The organism is Arthrobacter koreensis (assembly GCF_035792275.1).
In the GTDB taxonomy this organism is placed as follows: Bacteria; Actinomycetota; Actinomycetes; order Actinomycetales; family Micrococcaceae; genus Arthrobacter_B; species Arthrobacter_B koreensis_A.
Map to the genome: position 1 here is coordinate 151080 of NZ_JAMWKK010000002.1, position 20287 is coordinate 171366.

Annotated in this window: 17 protein-coding genes and 1 riboswitch; of the genes, 14 read left to right on the forward strand and 3 right to left on the reverse strand. The window is 65.8% G+C overall.

What is annotated here, in order from left to right; all coding sequences use genetic code 11:
* The first annotated feature begins 3 nt into the window (after positions 1–3).
* A complete protein-coding gene (aspS, locus tag NGB94_RS02655; RefSeq protein WP_325788890.1) occupies positions 4–1797 on the forward strand; it encodes an aspartate--tRNA ligase in 1794 nt (597 codons plus the stop codon).
* Between the two features lie 246 nt (positions 1798–2043).
* Positions 2044–5262, forward strand: a complete 3219-nt coding sequence (locus tag NGB94_RS02660; RefSeq protein WP_325788892.1) for a M66 family metalloprotease — start codon at positions 2044–2046, stop codon at positions 5260–5262.
* Between the two features lie 118 nt (positions 5263–5380).
* Here the strand turns inward: NGB94_RS02660 and NGB94_RS02665 are convergent, their stop codons facing one another.
* The 3 genes from NGB94_RS02665 to NGB94_RS02675 form a co-directional block, all read right to left on the reverse strand.
* Complete coding sequence (locus NGB94_RS02665) at positions 5381–6235, reverse strand: PhzF family phenazine biosynthesis protein (protein ID WP_325788893.1); 855 nt, start codon at positions 6233–6235, stop codon at positions 5381–5383.
* Positions 6236–6303: 68 nt separating this feature from the next.
* Positions 6304–6810, reverse strand: coding sequence for a flavin reductase family protein (locus NGB94_RS02670; protein WP_325788895.1), 507 nt, complete (start codon positions 6808–6810; stop codon positions 6304–6306).
* A 48-nt stretch (positions 6811–6858) separates the two neighbouring features.
* Positions 6859–6978: riboswitch (SAM riboswitch) on the reverse strand.
* 124 nt (positions 6979–7102) lie between these two features.
* Positions 7103–7534 carry a hypothetical protein gene (locus NGB94_RS02675; protein WP_325788897.1) on the reverse strand — a complete coding sequence of 144 codons (432 nt, stop codon included), beginning with the start codon at positions 7532–7534 and terminating at the stop codon, positions 7103–7105.
* Between the two features lie 132 nt (positions 7535–7666).
* Between NGB94_RS02675 and NGB94_RS02680 the strand changes: the two genes are divergently transcribed.
* The 12 genes from NGB94_RS02680 to aroB all read left to right on the forward strand — a co-directional run bounded on the left by NGB94_RS02680 (position 7667) and on the right by aroB (position 20240).
* The gene (locus tag NGB94_RS02680; protein ID WP_325788899.1) at positions 7667–8503 is read left to right on the forward strand and encodes a PhzF family phenazine biosynthesis protein; all 837 of its coding nucleotides are present in this window, start codon (positions 7667–7669) and stop codon (positions 8501–8503) included.
* A gap of 141 nt (positions 8504–8644) precedes the next feature.
* Positions 8645–10042: a replication-associated recombination protein A gene (locus tag NGB94_RS02685; RefSeq protein WP_418910596.1), complete on the forward strand. Its 1398-nt coding sequence runs from the start codon at positions 8645–8647 to the stop codon at positions 10040–10042.
* A 264-nt stretch (positions 10043–10306) separates the two neighbouring features.
* Positions 10307–10933, forward strand: a complete 627-nt coding sequence (gene rpsD, locus NGB94_RS02690) for a 30S ribosomal protein S4 (protein ID WP_152227785.1) — start codon at positions 10307–10309, stop codon at positions 10931–10933.
* Positions 10934–11131: 198 nt separating this feature from the next.
* Positions 11132–11506, forward strand: coding sequence for a DUF948 domain-containing protein (locus NGB94_RS02695; protein WP_325788901.1), 375 nt, complete (start codon positions 11132–11134; stop codon positions 11504–11506).
* A 31-nt stretch (positions 11507–11537) separates the two neighbouring features.
* Positions 11538–11792 carry a hypothetical protein gene (locus NGB94_RS02700; protein WP_325788902.1) on the forward strand — a complete coding sequence of 85 codons (255 nt, stop codon included), beginning with the start codon at positions 11538–11540 and terminating at the stop codon, positions 11790–11792.
* Between the two features lie 63 nt (positions 11793–11855).
* Positions 11856–14549, forward strand: coding sequence for an alanine--tRNA ligase (alaS, locus tag NGB94_RS02705; protein WP_325788903.1), 2694 nt, complete (start codon positions 11856–11858; stop codon positions 14547–14549).
* Positions 14515–15126, forward strand: a complete 612-nt coding sequence (gene ruvX, locus NGB94_RS02710; RefSeq protein WP_325788904.1) for a Holliday junction resolvase RuvX — start codon at positions 14515–14517, stop codon at positions 15124–15126. The genes alaS and ruvX overlap by 35 nt, the downstream gene beginning before the upstream one ends.
* The gene (gene mltG, locus NGB94_RS02715; RefSeq protein WP_325788906.1) at positions 15123–16484 is read left to right on the forward strand and encodes an endolytic transglycosylase MltG; all 1362 of its coding nucleotides are present in this window, start codon (positions 15123–15125) and stop codon (positions 16482–16484) included. The genes ruvX and mltG overlap by 4 nt, the downstream gene beginning before the upstream one ends.
* Positions 16485–17366 carry a shikimate dehydrogenase gene (locus NGB94_RS02720; protein WP_325788908.1) on the forward strand — a complete coding sequence of 294 codons (882 nt, stop codon included), beginning with the start codon at positions 16485–16487 and terminating at the stop codon, positions 17364–17366.
* A gap of 32 nt (positions 17367–17398) precedes the next feature.
* The gene (aroC, locus tag NGB94_RS02725) at positions 17399–18610 is read left to right on the forward strand and encodes a chorismate synthase (RefSeq protein ID WP_325788910.1); all 1212 of its coding nucleotides are present in this window, start codon (positions 17399–17401) and stop codon (positions 18608–18610) included.
* Positions 18603–19118 carry a shikimate kinase gene (locus tag NGB94_RS02730; RefSeq protein ID WP_325788912.1) on the forward strand — a complete coding sequence of 172 codons (516 nt, stop codon included), beginning with the start codon at positions 18603–18605 and terminating at the stop codon, positions 19116–19118. Before aroC ends, NGB94_RS02730 begins: the two co-directional genes overlap by 8 nt.
* The gene (gene aroB / locus NGB94_RS02735) at positions 19119–20240 is read left to right on the forward strand and encodes a 3-dehydroquinate synthase (protein ID WP_325788914.1); all 1122 of its coding nucleotides are present in this window, start codon (positions 19119–19121) and stop codon (positions 20238–20240) included.
* The last annotated feature ends 47 nt before the right edge of the window (positions 20241–20287 follow it).

The following is a 20287-nucleotide window of genomic DNA, read 5'->3' on the forward strand; positions in this document are numbered from 1 at the left end:
GCTGTGCTGCGCACACATGCCCTTGGTTCCCTGAGGGCCGAGCATATTGGACAGACTGTCACCCTGGCCGGCTGGGTTGCCCGCCGCCGGGACCACGGAGGCGTTGCCTTCCTCGACCTGCGTGATGCCTCCGGCGTTGCCCAGGTTGTTGTCCGCGAAGAGGACGTCTTCCACGGCCTGCGCAATGAGTACGTCCTGCAGATCACCGGCAAGGTGGAGCGCCGCCCCGAGGGCAACGAGAACCCTGCCCTGGCCACGGGCGAGGTGGAGGTCATTGCCGACGACGTCGTCATCCTCAACACTTCCGATCCGCTGCCGTTCCAGATCGACGAGCACGTGGAGGTCGGCGAGGAAGCCCGCCTGAAGCACCGCTACCTGGACCTGCGCCGTCCGGCACCCGCCGCCGCCATGCGCCTGCGCTCCGAGGCCAACCGCGTAGCCCGCGAACTGCTCCACGACGAGGGCTTCGTCGAAATCGAAACTCCCACCCTGACGCGTTCCACCCCGGAAGGTGCCCGCGACTTTGTGGTCCCGGCACGCCTGGCCCCCGGTTCCTGGTACGCGCTGCCGCAGTCCCCGCAGCTGTTCAAGCAGCTGCTGCAGGTGGGCGGCTTCGAGAAGTATTACCAGATTGCCCGCTGCTACCGCGACGAAGACTTCCGCGCGGACCGCCAGCCGGAGTTCACCCAGCTGGACATCGAGGCAAGCTTCGTTGAAGAGGACGACATCATTGCCCTCGGCGAGCAGATCGTCAAGGCACTTTGGAAGCTGATCGGCGTCGAAATCCAGACCCCGATCGCCCGCATGACCTACGCAGACGCGATGGCCCGCTACGGTTCCGACAAGCCGGACCTGCGCTTCGGCCTGGAGCTGACCGAGCTCACCGAGTTCTTCAAGGACACCACCTTCCGCGTTTTCCAGGCACCGTACGTCGGCGCCGTCGTGATGCCCGGCGGTGCCTCGCAGGCCCGCCGCACCCTTGATGCCTGGCAGGAATGGGCCAAGCAGCGCGGAGCCAAGGGCCTCGCCTACGTGCTGGTCCAGGAAGACGGTTCCCTCACCGGTCCGGTTGCGAAGAACCTCACCGACTTCGAGCGCGAAAACCTGGCCGAGAAGGTTGGCGCCAAGCCCGGCGACTGCATCTTCTTCGCCGCCGGCCAGACCAATGAAGCCCGCGCCCTGCTCGGCGCCGCCCGCGTTGAAATCGGCCACCGCACCGGCCTGATCGACCCGAAGGACTGGGCGTTCGTCTGGATCGTCGACGCCCCGATGTTCGAGCCCGCCGCCGCAGCCGTGGCAGCCGGCGACGTCGCAGCAGGCGAAGGCGAATGGACCGCCGTGCACCACGCGTTCACGTCCCCGAAGCCCGAGTTCCTGGACACCTTCGACACCGATCCCGGCTCGGCCCTGGCCTACGCCTACGACATCGTGTGCAACGGCAACGAGATTGGCGGCGGTTCAATCCGTATCCACCGCCGTGACGTGCAGGAACGCGTGTTCAAGGTCATGGGCATCTCTGAGGAGACCGCCCAGGAGCAGTTCGGCTTCCTGCTTGAAGGCTTCAAGTACGGCGCTCCGCCGCACGGCGGCATCGCCTTCGGCTGGGACCGCGTGGTGGCCCTGCTGGCCGGCGCCGACTCGATCCGCGACGTCATCGCCTTCCCGAAGTCCGGCGGCGGCTACGATCCGCTGACCTCCGCTCCGGCTCCGATCAGCGCCCAGCAGCGCAAGGAAGCCGGCGTTGACTTCAAGCCGGAGAAGAAGCAGGACAAGCCGGCTGAGACCCCGGCCTCCTAGCCTAGCCAGACTGCACTGCAAAAACCCGGCCGCTAAATGTGCGGCCGGGTTTTTGCGTTTCCGGGCAGGCTAAAATGGAAAGTCTGCTTCGCATATATGGCTAATTTGGCTATTGCCGGGGCTATTCCGGCCTTTGCTATTCCCGCAGTTGATGTTCATTCGTAGTGTCCTAAAGACGATGATCTTCTGCCCGCACCCGGCTATCTGCCGCATCGTCGAATTACTGCGGGCCAGCTAGGAATACGAATGAAGTCTCAACCCCTGCGAAAACCACACCGCATCACACCGCAAACACATTCCCTGGGCAGCCGCCTGACCGCGGCGTCGCTGGGCGCCGCCCTCGTCCTGGGCATCACCGGATTCGCCACGGACATACCGCGCACCACCGGGAAGGACATGACAGCCGGCGGTTCGGCGGTGCACCAGCTTCCGCTCGACCTGGCCGGGTTCTACGACACGACGGCATCCGGGGCCCCGCGCGAGCTTCGGAACGACCTCACCGGCGTCCTCAAGGGCCAGGTCCAGTTCGCCCAGAGCCATACAATCGACCCTGCCGGCAACACCGCAAAGAAAATGCCGTCCTTGGTGACGGACCGGGCTGCACTGGTCCTTTTCTCTCCGCAGTCCGGGGCGGCGCGGGCCAGCGTCACGGCGACAGTCAACGGCGTGCCGCAGGGGACTATGGAGCTGACACCCCCGGCACAGATTCCCCGCTCGGACATGTTCATCACGCAGAACAGGCCGGACGTCGCCTATTCCTCAACAGCCTGGACCGCCAAGCTGCCCTGGAACTGGATGAAGCCCGGACTTGAACTGACCTTCGAAACAGACAAGGGCGCCGGGGTTCTGGAGCGTGCCGGCATCGAATTCGCTGCACCGGCGGAAATGGTCATCAGTTCAATTCAGCTCGGCATGCTAACTGACTATCCGAAATCCAGCGGCCACTACATGTTCAATGAGCCCGAGAAGTCGGGGTCCGACTACTTCCAGACTATTCCGGTATCAAAACTGACGATGGCCATTTATGAACCGGTGCGGCTCGAAAAGGTCATTGTCGCGTCCGGAGCGGTCTATGAGGAAAAGAGCTCCGTCAACGGTGACGTCTATTCCGGGGACCTGCGGGAGAGCGTCGGCAAGGCGCAGGTGAGCACGGGCATTAACCTCGCTAACTTTGGCACCACCAGCGGGCCGATGGACCAGCGGCAGCCCGGCACGTTCAACCAGCGGATCATCCACCACTCGGCCGGCAACTACGCCAACGGGGTGCAGCTGCACGGGCTTAGCGGCGGCAACGGCATGGCGACCCTGTATGACTCGGTGGGCAATGAGCTCAGCCACGAACTCGGCCATTCCTACGGTCTGGGACACTACCCGGGAATCGACACCTCAAAGCAGGGCGACGACCGCGTGATCAACGCGAGCCACCACAGCGAAAGCGGCTGGGGCTACATTGCCTACCGGGACCGGATGCGGTCCAACCTGTCCTCGAACACGGCCTTCACCGCTGAGGGATTCGACCTGAGCGCCGGGAAGTTCAGCCAGAACTACCAGGGGATCTACAACTACCACCGTGACACCATGTCCGGCGGCAGCAATTCAAGCACCCTCTCCCGGTACACCCACGTTACCGGTTACAGCACCGACATCACTCAGCGCTCCCTGCGCACCGTGGTTCCGGACCTTGCCTATCCCAGCGGTTACCGGGACTGGGACGCCGCCGCCGGCCAGTATGTCGACGCGAAGGAGAAGACACCGGCATTTTCGGCTCCCCGGCCCACGGAAGTCGGGGTTCCGGTCTACACCCTGTTGGGCGGGTACAACCCGGCGAAGCCGGAGCAAACAGTCCTCTACCCCGCGTTCCGCAGCAACTACGGCAATGTGTTCAGCCTTCCGCAGGTGGATAGCGAAACCACGGATTCGACCCGCCGCTGCTGGCTGGAGGTCACTTTCGCCGACGGCCGGGTGGACAAGACGGCGCTGCAGGCCAGCGACGGGGTGAAGCAGTTCAACGTCAACCTGGCGCATGCCGACCAGCCGTCGGGGGCGTCGATCTACTGCCGCACCAACGGGACGACCACTAAGCTGGGCAACTCGATTTCAATTGCCGCCAACCAGGAACCGCTGCGTCCCGCCGTGGTGATCGGACAGGACGCCGGATATGAAGCTCTGCGGAGCGTTGAGCTGCCGGAGCTTGAGGCGAAGCTGCAGGCTGTCGCAGGCCGGGCGGCCCCGGTGCTGGATACCGACGGCGCCGTCCTCCTGGCGAGCTGGAAGGACGACCTGCGGGCACTCAGCCCGGCCGCCCGTGACATTGCCGGTTCTGTCCTGGCGCAGATGGAGGCAGCGGCCTCAGTGGATGCATTCATACGGGTCAATCAGGAGCCGCTCGAGTCCAGGAATGCGGCAGTAACCGCTGAGCTGTTCTCGCTGCTGGACTCAGCCGGTTTCACCGAGAGCACGTCCCAGGTACTTCCTGCGGGCGGAAGGCTGCTGGTAGACGGCGGCCACTGCCTGGTGCTCGGGGAGGACCTCGGCGTCACCGTGCCCCGGGACAAAACGCTGTGCGCCGACACGGCCTCCCAGCGCTGGTTCCAGGACGCACGCGGAGCCATTCACAGCGAACTGCGACCGGACCTGTGCCTGGTGCCCGGAACGCCGGTAAGCACCTCCCCATGTGTTCCGACGGCTGGAGCGCAGGTATGGAACCAGGAAGCTGACGGACACCTGAAGAGCGCTGTGTCAAGCTACCTGGACTTCTACCGCAACCAGGGAACTGCGGGAATGTATGGGAGGACAAACGGCTCAAACCAGATCTGGACCGGTATGGCTGCGGCTGGCAGCCCCGGGACTGCCGTGCTAAGCGCAGCCAGTCTCGCGGCTATCGCCGGCCTGGACTTCTCGATTGCCTCGACGGATGCGTTTATCCGGGCGAACGGAGCAGCCCTCGAAGCTGGGGATCCGGCTGCCATTGCAGAGCTCAAGGTCCTCCTGGCCGCGAACGGATTCATGGAAAGCCCGGAGAAGTTCCTGCCGGCAGGCAGCCGCCTGGAGGTCAACAACGGCCACTGCCTGGTATTGGGCAGCAGTCTGGACATCACCGTTCCCATCAACAAGAACGCCTGCGGGGACACCGATTCGCAGCGCTGGTTCATGGACGCCCGCGGTGCCATTCACAGCCAGGCCCGCCCCGATCTGTGCCTGCTGCCCGCAACCCCGGTTAAGGCAGCCCCATGCTCTCCGGCTGACGGAGCCCAGGTTTGGCTTCCCGAGGCAGACGGGCACATCAAGAGTGCCGTCTCGAGCTACCTCGACTTCTACCGGGAGAAGGGATTTGCCGGAATGTACTCGAAGAATTCGGGAGCGAACCAGATCTGGACCGGACTCCAGACAGCTGCGAACCCGGGTCTGGCTTCGCTGAATTCCAACAGTCTGGCTGTGCTGTTCCGTATTGGACTTGATGCCTAGCTGAGCGCCCGGCGGTGCGCGTCCTGAGGCAGGGACGCACACCGCCGGGTCGGAGGGTCCAAACGCCTCCGCGACGTGCGGGAAACGGACAATTCCCGCGGACAGAGCGACGCGCCCGTCAGATCCTGATGGTTCCGGAAATGAGGGTGGTGGACTCGCCGCCCACCCAGATGTTCCCGCCGCCTTCTTCCACATGGACGCGGCCGGTCCGGCCCAGAACCGTCCCCTGTGACGCGGTGTAAGTCGACGGCGCCCGGCCGCTGCCAATCAGCCACTGGGCAGCACCGGCATTAAAGCTGCCCGTCACCGGGTCCTCGCAGGGAAGCTCATCGGAGATGAACGTGCGCACTTCAAACTCGGTGGCGGCGCCGGCGGGATGGGGGCCGATGACCCCGACGGCCAGGCCTGCCATGGCGGGGTAGTCGGGCCGGATGGCCAGTACCTGATCTGCCGAGTCGAGCAGCACACCGATCCACTCCGGACCATTGACCAGCCAGGCGGCATCCCGCAGTGCCCGGCGGGGAAGGCCCAGGCCGGCCGCCACGCGCTCCAGCACCTCTTCCGCAACGGGCTCGAACCGCGTCAGCGCCGGAGCTGCGAAGGCCAGCAGGCCGGCGTCGTCGACCTTGATCCGCACCAGGCCAGCGGCTGATTCCTGGACGAGGACGCCTTCCTGCCGGGGTTTCCCTCCAGCTTCCAGCCAGGCATGGGCGGAGCCGAGGGTGGGATGCCCGGCGAATGGCAGCTCCTCGGTGGGCGTGAAAATCCGGACCCGGTAGTCGGCCTGCGGGTCCGTGGGCGGGAGGAGGAAGGTGGTCTCCGCAAGGTTGGTCCAGTTCGCGAACTGCTGCATCCCGGCGGTGCTGAGTCCTGTGGAGTCAAGGACCACGGCGAGCGGATTGCCTCCGAAGGGGTCGGAGCTGAACACATCAACCTGGGCGAACGGGCGGGCGGATAGAGTTTCGGGAGTCACTATCTGAGCTTAGTGATTTGAGCGGCGGGATTTGTTTCCATGTCCGTGCTCAACCGCTCGGCCGCGATTTAGGCGAAGGCCGGAACCGCGAGCTTCCTGAACGCCGAGCCGTGGAAGACGAGCGGCTCATGCGCGCCGTCGTGTGTTGAGTAGCCGTGCACACGCAGGAGGACGACGGCGTGGTCTCCGGCAGGTACCTCGTTCTCGACGGACGTTTCAAGCCAGAGGGCAGCGTCGTCCAGGAACAGGGCACCCGTCTGGGCCTCGTGCAGACTCAGGCCGGCGAAGCGGTCGCCGTCGCGGGAAGCGATCTGGCGGCAGACGCCGTCGTGCTTCGACCCAAGGACGGAGACACCAATCCGGCCGGCCGACCGCAGAAACGGCCAGGTCCGGGACGTGTTCTGCACCGCGAACATGACCAGGGGCGGGTCCATGGACACCCCGACGGTGAAGGAGGAGGCAACGATTCCCTGGGGTGCGCCGTCGATTTCGGCGCAGAGTGCTGCGATTCCGGACGGGAAACGGCCGAAGGCCTGGCGCAGTGCGTTGGGCTGGAGATCGGTTTCGAGTGTCATGGAGATTCCTCTGCCTGACGCGCAGCCCGCGGCGCAACACCGCGGAAGACGCTGTACTTGCCGGACCGGGAGATCCACCGGAACGGCCGAATCGTCACCTGGAGCACCCCGCTACGGCGAGAGGGTTGCCGTCCAGCCGGCCAGGGCCTGTGGCTGGAACTCTTGATTCTGGCTACCAATCTAGGAGCCGCAGAGTCCCGGGGCAAACGTCCGTCACATATCGGCAATGCCGGGCAACAGTTCGTAACGGGCGTACTTAACCGGTGGGCGCCCGGAATTGTCCCAGCGCCGCCTACAGGCCGACCCAGTAATCGTCGAGCACGTACCCTTCGGGCAGGTACTGGTTCACAAGATCCACGACATCGTTCCAGTCGCGGTTCATTTTGAACTCATTCCGGACGCTGTAGTCCCAGCCGCCGTTATGCGGTCTGCGGGTCATCGACAGATAGATGTAGCGGCTGATCCGCGCTTTGTCCTCCTCTGTGCAGGAGTCGCTGAACCGTGCGGGGTGGGTATCGAGGTGCGGCACATCTGCCGGCATCGCACACTCGTTGCCGCGCTTCGACCGGTCGCCGTGATCGTGTCTGTCAACGTACACCGGGAATGGACTGTGATCATCCGGGCCAAGATACTCACCGGCGTAGCTGAGGCCCCCCGCAACCCACGTGGTGTTGTAGTGGTCAGGAATCACCTCGGGGAAGTCCTGTTCGATTCTTCGCTTCACTCGTGTTCCCCTCTGCAGTGTCCTGTGCTCCGATGCGGCTGAAGAGGCCCAGCCGGTTTCTCCTGCGCTGAGCGTAGCGGACACTGCGGCATGCCTTTCTTTCACGGCACAGCGAGCCATTACAGTGTCCGCATGAGACAACGCTGGTTCAAACAGGTAGACGTTTTCGGCAACAAGCCGTACCAGGGCAACCCGCTGGCCGTGGTGCTGGACGGGGAGGATCTCGACGACGATGTCATGCTGCAGTTCGCACGCTGGACGAACCTCTCAGAAACGACTTTTATCCTGCCCGCGACGCAGGACGAGGCCGACTACCGGGTGCGGATTTTCACACCCGGGGGTGAAATCCCGTTCGCCGGACATCCGACGCTGGGAACCTGCCACGCATGGACGGAGGCCGGCAACACGCCCATGAAGTCCGGGCTGGTGGTCCAGGAATGCGGAATCGGTCTGGTGCCCCTGCGGGTCAACGCCGGGCTGGCCGCCTTTGCCGCGCCGCGGCTGATCCGCACCGGGCCGGTCGAAGAAGGAACCCTGGCCCGGGTGACGGCCGCACTGGGGCTCACACCGGACCAGGTTCGCGGCCATCAGTGGGTGGATAACGGACCCGGCTGGCTGGGACTGCTGCTGCCGGATGCGGAGACAGTCCTCTCGCTGCGCCCGGACCACGCTGCCATCGGCGACCTACGGGTAGGAGTGATCGGCCCGCAGCCCGAATCCGCCGAGACCGACTTCGAAGTCCGGGCCTTCGCTCCGGGACTCGGCGTCTCCGAGGATCCGGTCACCGGCAGCCTCAACGCAGGTCTTGCCCAGTGGCTGATTGGCGACGGCATTGCCGAGGAACGCTACACGGTCACCCAGGGCACCGCCGTCCACCGCTCCGGCCTGGTCCGGGTCTTCACCCGCGAGGGCCGGATCTGGATCGGCGGCGAGTCCGTCACCTGCATCGACGGCTCCGTCTCCCTCTAAGCGCACACCCGCACCTCCTCCCATCGAGAGGCCAGTTACGGCTCTTTTGGGGGCTGAAAAGAGCCGTAACTGGCCTCTCGGCGGTTTTGGTTCCCGCACGGGACGGAATCGAGGGGAAGAGGGCACGGGTAGCCTTGAAGCGTGAATGACTTGTTCAACAGCGGCGAGGACCAGGACCTGCAGGACCACGACGACGACGCCGCAGCGGAGGGCGACGTACGGCAGCGCCCGCGCAGCCCGCTTGCGGTACGCATGCGTCCGCGCAGCCTCGACGAGGTTGTTGGCCAGCAGCACCTCCTGGCGCCCGGATCCCCGCTGCGTACCCTTGCGGAAGCACCCCAGGGAGGGCCGGCCGGGCCGTCCTCGGTGATGCTGTGGGGTCCTCCCGGCACCGGCAAGACCACCCTGGCGCATGTGGTGGCCCGCGGGCCTGGCCGGAAGTTCGTTGAGCTCTCCGCTATCACCTCCGGCGTCAAGGACGTCCGCCGGGTCATGGACGATGCGCTGACCGCCCGCGACCTGCACGGCATCACCACAGTGCTGTTCCTTGATGAGATCCACCGCTTCAACAAGGCCCAGCAGGACGCCCTGCTGCCCGGCGTCGAAAACCGCTGGGTTGTCCTCATCGCGGCCACCACCGAGAACCCGTCTTTCTCCGTGGTTTCCCCGCTGCTGTCCCGGTCCCTGCTGCTGACCCTCAAGCCACTCACCGAAGCGGATATCTCCGGCCTGCTCCAGCGCGCCGTCGAAGATGAGCGGGGCCTGGCGGGCCGCGTGGAACTCAGCGACGAAGCCCTGGAACACCTGGTGCGCCTCGCCGCCGGGGACGCCCGCCGCGGGCTCACCGCACTGGAGGCCGCCGCCGGCGTCGCCTACTCCGAGCGGGACCCGGACGTCACCGTGCCCACGGTGGAACTAGGGCATGCCGAGCAGGCGCTGGACGTAGCCGCCCTGCGCTATGACCGGGCAGGAGACCAGCATTATGACGTCACCAGCGCCTTCATCAAGTCCCTGCGCGGTTCAGACGTCGACGCCGCACTGCACTACCTGGCGAAAATGCTCGAAGCGGGGGAGGACCCGCGGTTCATCTCCCGCCGGCTAATGATTTCCGCCGCGGAAGACGTGGGCATGGCGGACCCGACGGCGCTGCAGACAGCCGTCGCGGCCGCCCAGGCAGTACAGATGATCGGCATGCCCGAGGGCCGGCTGATCCTGGCCGAGGCCGTGGTCCACATCGCCACTGCACCCAAGTCCAACGCTGCCTACAAGGCGATCGGCGCTGCCACTGCAGACGTGCGGGCCGGATACGGCACCGGCGTGCCTGCACACCTGCGCGACGCCCATTACCCCGGAGCCAAGCAGCTGGGCCACGGCAAAGGTTATATCTACTCCCACGACTCACCGCACGGCGTGGCCAAACAGCAGTACGCGCCGGACGACCTGGTGGGCAAGGACTACTACAAACCCACGGCCAACGGCGCGGAACGCGATATTGCGGCGCGGCTGGAACGGCTGCGCGGAATCATCCGCGGACAGTAAAGGCACCTGTCCCAACAGGGCCCGTCTGGAAGCCGGTGCGTGCTAGGATTGATGGTTGACTGGCAAGCGCACTGCCGGACAATCCCACGTACCAGCCGGATTTACTTCCGGATGCGGTGGAACTGTGTCCGGTAACTGCGTTGCAGCAGAAGGCAGCGGTTGGCCGGAGCTCTCCCTAATGGAGGCCAGTGACTACGTATTAGCCGTGCACGGCGGGATTTCCCGGCGCGTGCGGCAAGACCGCCAAAACAGTGAAAGGTGAACGTGGCTAACAACACACGTGCACGCCGTCAGGCCCGCGCTTCGCGCGCCCTCGGCATTGCTTTGACCCCCAAGGCAGCAAAGTACTTCGAGCGCCGGCCTTACCCCCCGGGTGAGCACGGCCGCGCCCGCCGCAAGCAGGACAGCGACTACGCAGTCCGCCTGCGCGAAAAGCAGCGCCTGCGCGCACAGTACGGCATCCGCGAAGCACAGATGACCCGTGTCTTCGAGGAAGCCCGCCGCACCGCCGGTCTGACCGGTGAAAACCTGATCGAGCTTCTCGAGATGCGTCTTGACGCCCTCGTGCTGCGTGCCGGCTTCGCCCGGACGATCGCCCAGGCCCGCCAGCTGGTTGTGCACCGCCACATCATGGTTGACGGCGCCCGCGTGGACCGCCCGTCGTTCCGCGTGTCCGAAGGCCAGCTCATCCATGTGCACCAGCGCAGCGAGACCATGACGCCGTTCCAGGTTGCCGCTGCCGGCGCCCACCGCGACGTCCTGCCCGCTGTTCCGGGTTACCTGGATGTCTCCCTGGACAAGCTGCAGGCTCGCCTGGTTCGCCGCCCGAAGCGCTCGGAAATCCCCGTGACCTGCGAAGAGCAGCTCGTGGTGGAATACTACGCACGCTAATTCGACTCTCTTCCCGCGTATGCGGGAGGTATGGCGAAATGGAACAGCCCGCGGCCTGAGTGCCGCGGGCTGTTTCGTTTCCCGGGGGCCGTGCGCAATCCCCGGGCAGGGGAACGCGCCGCCGCCAAGTAAGTGTCCTGTCCCGTCAATGGGTAAGGTACATAGCGGAAACTCTTCGAAAACAACCCAAGGAGAACCATGTCAGGTGGAGATATTGCCGGTCTGATCGCAGCCGGGGTTTTTGCCGTGCTGGTTGCGCTGCTGGCCGTCCCCATCCTCAAGCTTGGGAAGGTCTTCGACGAGCTTCGCGGATCCATCAAGACCCTCAGCGATGAGACCACGCCGCTGATCGACGAGGTCACCACCACGGTGTCCACCACGAACCTGCAGCTGCAGAAGGTTGACGGCATTTCCTCGAACGTCTCCGATGCCTCTGCCAACGTCTCTGCGCTCACGTCCCTGGTCGCCGCGACGGTCGGTTCGCCGCTGATCAAGGTCTCTGCGTTCACCTACGGAGTCCGTACCGCACTGGCCACCCGCCGTCCCTCCGGGCGCGGCCGCCGCAGCCGCTAGTCCGCCATGCAGTCCACCACAGGAGCAGCACATGATTAAGCGTGTCTTTTGGATGTCGATCGGCATCACCATCGGAGTCATCGCGGTCCGGCGCATCTCCGACGCCAAGGAGAGCCTCGGCCCGGCCGGGCTCAACCGCGCCGTCGGCACTGCAGCCGACGCGCTGCACGATTTCACCGACGCCTTCCGCGGCGCCATGAACCAGCGCGAAGGCGAGCTTCGCTCCGCACTTGGCCTGGACACCACGGACACGGTGGCGCAGACCATGTCCTCAGCCCGCCGCTGACATTCTCCTCCACCCCGCAGCTGACCTGCGCGGAATTGATTTACCAGAAGGGTAAGAAACACCATGAAGTCCCACGAGATCGCACGCCGCTGGCTGGATTTCTTCAGCAGGAAGGGCCACACGGTCGTTCCCTCCGCGTCGCTCGTCAGCAACGATCCCTCGCTGCTGTTCACCGTTGCGGGCATGGTGCCCTTCATCCCGTACCTCACGGCACGCGAAACCCCGCCGTACAGCCGCGCCACCAGCGTGCAGAAGTGCATCCGCACCGCTGACATTGAAGAGGTCGGCAAGACCGCCCGCCACGGAACCTTCTTCCAGATGGCCGGCAACTTCTCCTTCGGCGACTACTTCAAGGAAGACGCCATCACTTTCGCCTGGGAGCTGCTGACCAGCTCCGTGGCCGACGGCGGCTACGGCCTTGACCCCGAGCGCCTGTGGGTCACCGTCTACGAAGACGGCGACGAGCGCGACGACGAGGCCCGCTCCATCTGGCGGGACAAGATCGGCGTCCCGAACGAGCGCATCATCGGTACCGGCAAGGCAGACAACTACTGGAACACCGGCCAGGCCGGCCCCGGCGGCCCCTGCTCGGAGATCTACTACGACCGCGGCCCGGCATACGGCCTCGAAGGCGGCCCCGCCGTGGACGAGACCCGGTACATCGAGATCTGGAACCTGGTCTTCATGCAGTACCAGCTCTCCGAGGTCCGTTCCAAGACCGATTTCGACGTCGCCGGCGAACTGCCGCAGAAGAACATCGATACCGGCCTGGGGCTGGAACGGCTGGCCATGATCCTGCAGGGCGTGGAAAACATGTACGAGACGGACCAGGTCCGCCCCGTCCTGGACAAGGCTGCCGAACTTTCCGGCAAGGCCTACACCTCCGCCGAAGACCCCTCGGACCCGCACCATGCCGACGACGTGAAGATGCGCGTCGTCGCCGACCACATCCGTTCAGCCCTCATGCTGATTTCCGACGGCGTCACCCCCTCCAACGAAGGCCGCGGCTACGTGCTGCGCCGCCTCATCCGCCGTGCGGTCCGCGCCATGCGCCTGCTTGGCGTCGAGACCGCCGTGCTGCCCGAACTGCTGCCCGTCTCCCGGGACGCCATGAAGGGCACCTACCCCGAGGTCGAAACCGATTTCGCCCGGATCTCCCGGATTGCCTACGCCGAGGAAAAGGCGTTCCTGCGCACTATCGCCTCCGGCACCGAGCGGCTTGAAGCTGCTGTCCAGGAGTCCAAGGCTGCAGGCCGTCCGCTCTCCGGCGCCGATGCCTTCGCCCTGCATGACACCTACGGGTTCCCGATCGACCTCACCCTCGAAATGGCTGAAGAAGCCGGCCTGAAGGTGGACGAGGCCGGTTTCCGGTCCCTGATGCAGGAACAGCGCCAGCGCGCCCAGGCTGACGCCCGCGGCAAGAAGCACGGGCACTCGGACATGTCCGTCTTCAACGAACTGCTCAAGGCCGGAAACACCGTCTTCACCGGCTATGACGAGCTGGCCACCGAATCCAACGTGCGCGGCATCGTCTCCAACGGCGAGTCCGTCTCCTACGCAGGCCAGGGCACGGAAATTGAGCTGGTGCTGAACGAGACCCCGTTCTACGCGGAAGCCGGCGGCCAGGCCGCTGACGTCGGACTCATCACCGGCGACGGCTTCGTCGTCGAGGTCACCGATGTCCAGCGGCCGGTCAAGGGTCTGACGGTCCACAAGGCAGTGGTGCGCGAAGGTGAAATCTCCGCCGGTGCGCTGGCCCAGGCAGCGGTCGACGCCGAGCAGCGCCACGCTGCAGAGCAGGCACACTCCGGCACGCACATTGTGCACGCCGCGCTGCACCAGATCCTCGGCCCGGAAGCACTCCAGCGCGGATCCTTCAACAAGGCGGGCTACCTGCGCTTCGACTTCTCCTGGGGCGAAGGCCTTTCGGCGGCTGCCAAGTCGGAGATCGAAGAGGTCTCCAACCTGGCCATCCGCAGCAACCACAAGGTCGAAACCAAGATTATGTCCCTGGCCGATGCCAAGGCACTGGGCGCAACCGCACTGTTCGGTGAAGCCTACGGCGACCAGGTGCGGGTCGTGGAGATCGACGGCGAATGGTCACGCGAGCTTTGCGGCGGCACGCACGTTGACTCCACTTCGCGGATCGGCTCCCTGACCCTGCTGGGCGAACAGTCCGTCGGATCAGGCAACCGCCGCGTCGAGGCCTTCGTGGGCATGGACGCTTTCCGCCACCTGGCCGCCGAGCGCGCACTCGTGAACGAACTCTCCGAACTGCTCAAGGTTCCTTCGGTCCAGGTTCCGGAGCGCGTCGCAGCGACCCTGGCCAAGCTGAAGCAGGTCGAGAAGGAACTCGAGCGCCTGCGCCGCGAACAGCTCGCAGCGTCCGCAGCAGCCCTGCTGGGCTCTGCGGTGGACATTGACGGCGTGCGCCTGCTGGGCCACGACGCCGGAACCGTTTCCGGTGCCGACGACCTGCGCACCCTGGCCCTGGACCTGCGGTCCCGGCTGGGCAGCGAAGCCGCGGTGGTGGCCGTTGCCGGTGCCGCCAACGGGCGTCCGGTAGTGATCGTGGCTACGAACGAGGCCGCCCGTGAGGCCGGCGTCAAGGCAGGTGCCCTGGTGAAGACCGCGGCCGGCGTCCTCGGCGGCGGCGGAGGCGGCAAGGACGACGTCGCCCAGGGCGGCGGCGCCGATGCCTCGAAGATCACCGAGGCCCTCGATGCCATCCGCGCAGCGGTGGCGAACCGGGGCTAGCGCCACAGTGTCCGGCTATCCGCGCGGAACCAAAATCGGCGTCGACGTTGGACTTGCCCGCGTCGGGGTCGCCTCGTGCGACCCCGACGGCCTGCTCGCCACTCCTGTGCGCACCCTCAAACGGGATGTGAAAAAGAACAGCGACATTCAGGTCCTGGTCCGGGAAGCCGCGGAACGGGGGACCGTTGAGTTTTTCGTGGGCCTGCCGCAGAGCATGAAGGGAACTGAAACCGCGTCCACGGCGATGGCCCGTGACTACGCCCAGGCGCTTGTCCAGGCACTGGACAAGGCAGGACTCGCTGTGCCGGTGCGGCTCATCGACGAACGGCTGAGTACGGTCAGTGCCCACCGCGCCCTGCGCGAAGCTGGCTTGGAGACCCGAAATCACCGTAGAGTGGTAGACCAAGTGGCCGCTGTGGGTATATTGCAGCAGGCCATAGACATGCAGCGTTCACTGGAACGCGATGTGGGGGTGCCGGTAACACTTCGCCGGAGTACGCATTCTGCTGCTCCGGCCCCGAACGAGGAGCCAACTATTTTCGAGGAACACCGCCCCGAAAGCGATACGCCGTCGTGAGCCACAGGTACCCCGACCCCTACGGAACGGGAGAGCACCCGGATCACGAACCGGCTGCTGACGGCTATGCGGGTGGCCAGTATGAGGACACCGGGCACCCGGACCCGCTCTTCGAAGCGGACCGGTACGAGGACGACCGCTACGAGGACGTCCAGTACGCCCGGCATTCCGACGCCCACGCAGCTGCCCCCGGCGGAGCGCAGCCCCATGGCGCTGCTCCCGCGGTCCAGCACTTCTTCGCCGAAGAGGAAGCGGCTCCCAGCCGGCGCAGCCGCCGGCCGTCCCGGGAAAAGCAGCGCCGCCGGCGCCGCCGGACACTGGTCATGGTGGTGGTCCTGGCAGTCTTCGCCGGGGTTGTGTTCGGACTGACGGTATTCCTGCGCGACCTGCTTGGCATGAACGACGTCAAGGACTACCCGGGACCGGGCGAGGGAACGGTGTCCTTCGTGGTGCAGCCGGGAGACGGCCCCCTCGTCATTGGCAACAATCTCGCCAGCCAGGACATTGTTGCCAGCTCGAAGAAATTCGTCGAAGTGTTCCAGCAGGAGTCCCAGGGACGGGAAATCCAGCCGGGTACCTTTGAAATGCGCTTCCAGATGAGCTCGGCAGGCGCCCTCGAAGCGCTGCTGGGCGACGGCGGTACCGCGGTCCACTACGCCGCCATTCCCCGCGACCAGCGCCAGAGTGAGACCTTTGACGAACTGGTTGCGGCCACCGGAATTCCGCTGGAGGAGTTCACCGCACTGGCCCAGGATCCGCAGGCCTTCGGCCTGCCGGAACAGGCTGTAAGCCTGGAAGGCTATCTTTTCCCGGGCGAATACCGGCTGCCGGTTGATATGACTGCCGAGGAAATCATCACCGAAATGGTCCAGAATGCCTTCGCGGCGCTGGAAGAAGCCGGAGTGACAGACCCTGCCGAGCAGTACCGGGTGCTCACCAAGGCGAGCATCATCCAGGCCGAAGCAGGGGAAGCGGACTACGCAACAGTGGCCGGTGCGATTGAGAACCGGCTGCGCGCTGACAACACCGAGACCAACGGGCTGATCCAGTCGGATGCAACGGTTACGTACGGCCTCGGCCGGAAGAGCTACAACCTCACGCCGGAAGAGAAGGCGGATACCTCGAACCGCTGGAACACGTACGCCAACCCCGGCCTGCCCGTGGGACCGATTGGTTCTCCGAGCGTCGAGGCCATCGATGCGGCGGCAAACCCCGCTGACGTGCCTTACTTCTACTGGGTCACGGTCAACCTGGACACGGGCGATACGAAGTTCTCCTCCACCCTGGCTGAGCACGGACGCTATGTTGCCGAATACCAGCAGTGGTGCAGCGGCCAGGAAGCCGGAAGGTGCGACTAATTGTCCGGCCGCAAACGCGCGGCGGTGCTGGGACACCCGATCGGACATTCCCGGTCGCCCCAGCTTCACCGTGCCGCCTATGAGTACCTGGGTTTCGACTGCAGCTACGACGCGATAGACGTGCCCCAAGACGCAGCGGCGGAATTCGCCGCTGCGGTCCGGCGTGAACCGGACTGGAACGGGCTCTCGGTCACCATGCCCCTGAAGGCGGCCATGGCCGCAGCTGTGGACCGGCTGGATCCCCTTGCCCAGGCCCTCGGTGTGCTGAACACGGTCACCTTTGAGCACGGGCCCGGCGGCACCGTGCTGACCGGCTGGAATACCGATGTCCAGGGCCTGGTGAACGCCCTGCGCCACGCCGGGGCCCGGGACGCGCCCCGCGGCGTCATCCTGGGTGCCGGCGGAACGGCGTGCGCAGCAGTTGCCGCACTGTCCCGGATGGGCTGCACCGCCGTCGACGTTCATGCCCGCAGCTTCCGCGGCTCGGGCGCCGCCGGAGCGGAGGCAGACGTCCAGCTGGTGGGACGCCGGCTGGGCGTGCAGGTAAACCTGAATCCCTGGGAAGATGCCGCAGCCGCCTGTGCCGCCGCCGACGTCGTTATCTGCACCCTGCCGCCGCGCGGCGCCGACGCCCTGGCGGAGCAGTTCAATGCCCTGGCTGCTGACCGCAGCGGAGCAGTCCTCCTTGATGCTGCCTACGATCCCTGGCCCAGCCGGATCGCGGCGGTCTGGGAAAGCGCCGGGGGAACGATTGTGCCCGGACTTGAAATGCTCCTCTACCAGGCGGTGGAACAGGTGCGCCTGTTCACCGGCAGCGCGTTCCGCGACGAGCCCGCCGTCATAAACGTGATGTGTGACGCAGTGGGACTGCCCAGGCGCTGAAGGGCCCTTCCGAACGTGGCAGTATTGAAGCCATGTTGCGTTGGTTGACCGCCGGTGAGTCCCATGGGCCTGCACTGGTCGGAATTATTGAGGGCGTCCCCGCGGGCGTCGAAGTAAGCACCCCGTCGATCCAGGAAGCACTGGCTCGCCGCCGCCTCGGCTACGGCCGCGGTGCCCGGATGAAGTTCGAACAGGACGAGGTCCGCATCCTCGGCGGCGTGCGCCACGGACTGACCCAGGGCGGCCCGGTAGCCATCGAGGTGGGCAACACCGAATGGCCCAAGTGGGAACAGATCATGGCCTCGGATCCCGTGCCTGCGGAGATCCTCGACGGCCAGGCCCGCAATGCACCCCTGACCCGCCCGCGGCCCGGCCACGCAGACTTTACCGGAATGCAGAAGTACGGCTTCAGCGAAGCCCGTCCGGTCCTGGAGCGCGCCAGCGCCCGCGAGACCGCAGCCCGGGTGGCGCTGGGCGCCGTCGCCTCGGCCTTCCTGAACCAGCTTGGCGTTGAACTGGTCAGCCACACTGTGGGGATCGCCGGCGTCTCTTCACCGGAAGGGTCGGCGCTGCCGCTGCCCTCGGACGTTGCCGCGCTGGATGAAAACCCGATGCGCTGCTTCGATCCGGCCGTCACCGAAGCGATGGTTGCCGAGGTGGACGCTGCGCACAAGGAAGGCGAAACCCTGGGCGGGGTCGTTGAAGTCCTCGCCTACGGACTGCCGCCGGGACTGGGAAGCTACGTCCACTGGGACCGCCGCCTTGACGCACGCCTGGCCGGTGCCCTGATGGGCATCCAGGCCATCAAGGGCGTTGAAGTCGGAGACGGATTCCTGACCGCATCCCGCCGCGGTTCGGCCGCGCACGACGAAATCCTGCAGGACGAAACCGGCCGCGTCATCCGCTCCGGCAACCGTGCCGGCGGCATCGAAGGCGGCATGAGCATTGGCGAAGTGCTGCGCGTCCGCGCCGCCATGAAGCCCATCGCCACCGTGCCGCGCGCCCTGAAGACCGTGGACGTATCCACCGGTGAACCGGCCCGCGCCCACCACCAGCGTTCGGATGTCTGCGCCGTCCCGGCTGCCGGCGTCGTTGCCGAGGCCATGGTGGCCCTGGTCCTGGCCGAAGCAATGGTGGAGAAGTTCGGCGGCGACTCGGTCACCGAGACGGTCCGCAACCTGCGCACGTACCTGGAGAGCATTCCCGAATCGCTCTCCTCGACCGGTACCGGTACAGGTGCCTGAGCAGCACCTGGTCCTGATCGGGCTGATGGCCGCCGGCAAGTCCGTCGTCGGCCGCTCCCTGGCTGCCCGCCACAACCTGCCCTACGTCGATACCGACCAGCTGGTAGTGGACGAACACGGACCCATCCCGGAAATCTTCGCGCGCCACAGTGAACGGTTCTTCCGGGAGGCCGAGGCACGCGCCGTCGCCGGAGCGCTGGACTCACCCGTACGCTCAGTCATCTCCCTGGGCGGCGGCGCAGTCCTGGATACCGGGACCCAGCAGCTGCTGGAGCACGCTACGGTTGTATTCCTGGATACCGACCTCGCCACGGTGCTGCCGCGGATTTCCCGTACGGCCCACCGTCCGCTGCTGGCCGGCGATCCGGCGCAGCGCTGGAGCGCACTGGCAGAGCTCCGCAGACCAATTTACGAATCGCTGGCAGACATAGTCATAGATACCAGGGGACTGGCAGTCGCCGAGGTGGTGGAACGCATCACCGCAGCCCTGGACAAAGGAGAGAACTAAATGCCCGCTGAAGCCACCATCATCCCGGTGACCGGTGAGAAGCCCGCAGAGAATTACGACGTCGTCATCGGCAACGGACTGCTGGGACGGCTTCCGGCCATGCTGGGGGAGCGCGTGCGCCGTGTGCTCGTTATCCATCCCCGGGCCCTGCGCACCACCGGAGACACCGTCCGCGACGAGCTGGCAGCAGCCGGACTGACCGCGCTCACCGCGGAGATCCCCGACGCCGAAGAAGGCAAGCACATCCAGGTCGCCTCCTTCTGCTGGCAGGTCCTGGGCCAGAACGACTTCACCAGGTCCGACGCCGTTGTGGCTGTCGGCGGGGGAGCGGTTACCGACGTGGCGGGTTTTGTCGCGGCCACCTGGCTGCGCGGAATCAAGGTGGTGCACATCCCGACCAGCCTCCTGGGCATGGTCGATGCCGCAGTGGGCGGCAAGACCGGAATCAACACCGCCGAAGGCAAGAACCTCGTGGGCGCCTTCCACCCGCCGGCCGGAGTCCTGGCAGACCTCGACGCGCTGGGCTCCCTGCCGAAGAACGAACTGCTCAGCGGCATGGCCGAGGTGGTCAAATGCGGTTTCATTGCCGACCCGGCGATCCTGGACCTGATCGAAGCCAACCCTGAAGCGGTAGCCGACGGCGCTTCGGACACCGTGCGTGAACTGGTTGAGCGCGCGGTCCGGGTTAAAGCCGAAGTTGTTTCCGCGGACCTGCACGAAGCGGGCCGCCGGGAGTTCCTGAACTACGGCCACACCCTGGGACACTCAATCGAACTGGCCGAGCGGTACCAGTGGCGCCACGGCGCCGCGGTGTCCGTGGGCATGGTCTTTGCCGCCGAGCTGGGACGTATGGTCGGCCGGCTCGACGACGCCACGGCGGACCGCCACAAGGAGATCCTGACCTCGCTTGGACTTCCGGTGACCTACCGGCGGGACCGCTGGAGCGCGCTGCTGGACGGCATGCGGCGGGACAAGAAGTCCCGCGGCGACCTGCTGCGCTTTGTGGTCCTGGACGGGCTGGCCAAACCCTCCATCCTGGAGGTGCCGGATACCTCGCTGCTCTTCGCTGCGTACCAGGAGATCGCCTCCGAGCCTGAGACCGGGATCCGGCTCAGCCTGTAGGGAATCGCCGAACAGGTAGAATGGTCGACGGACCAGACACGAAGCAG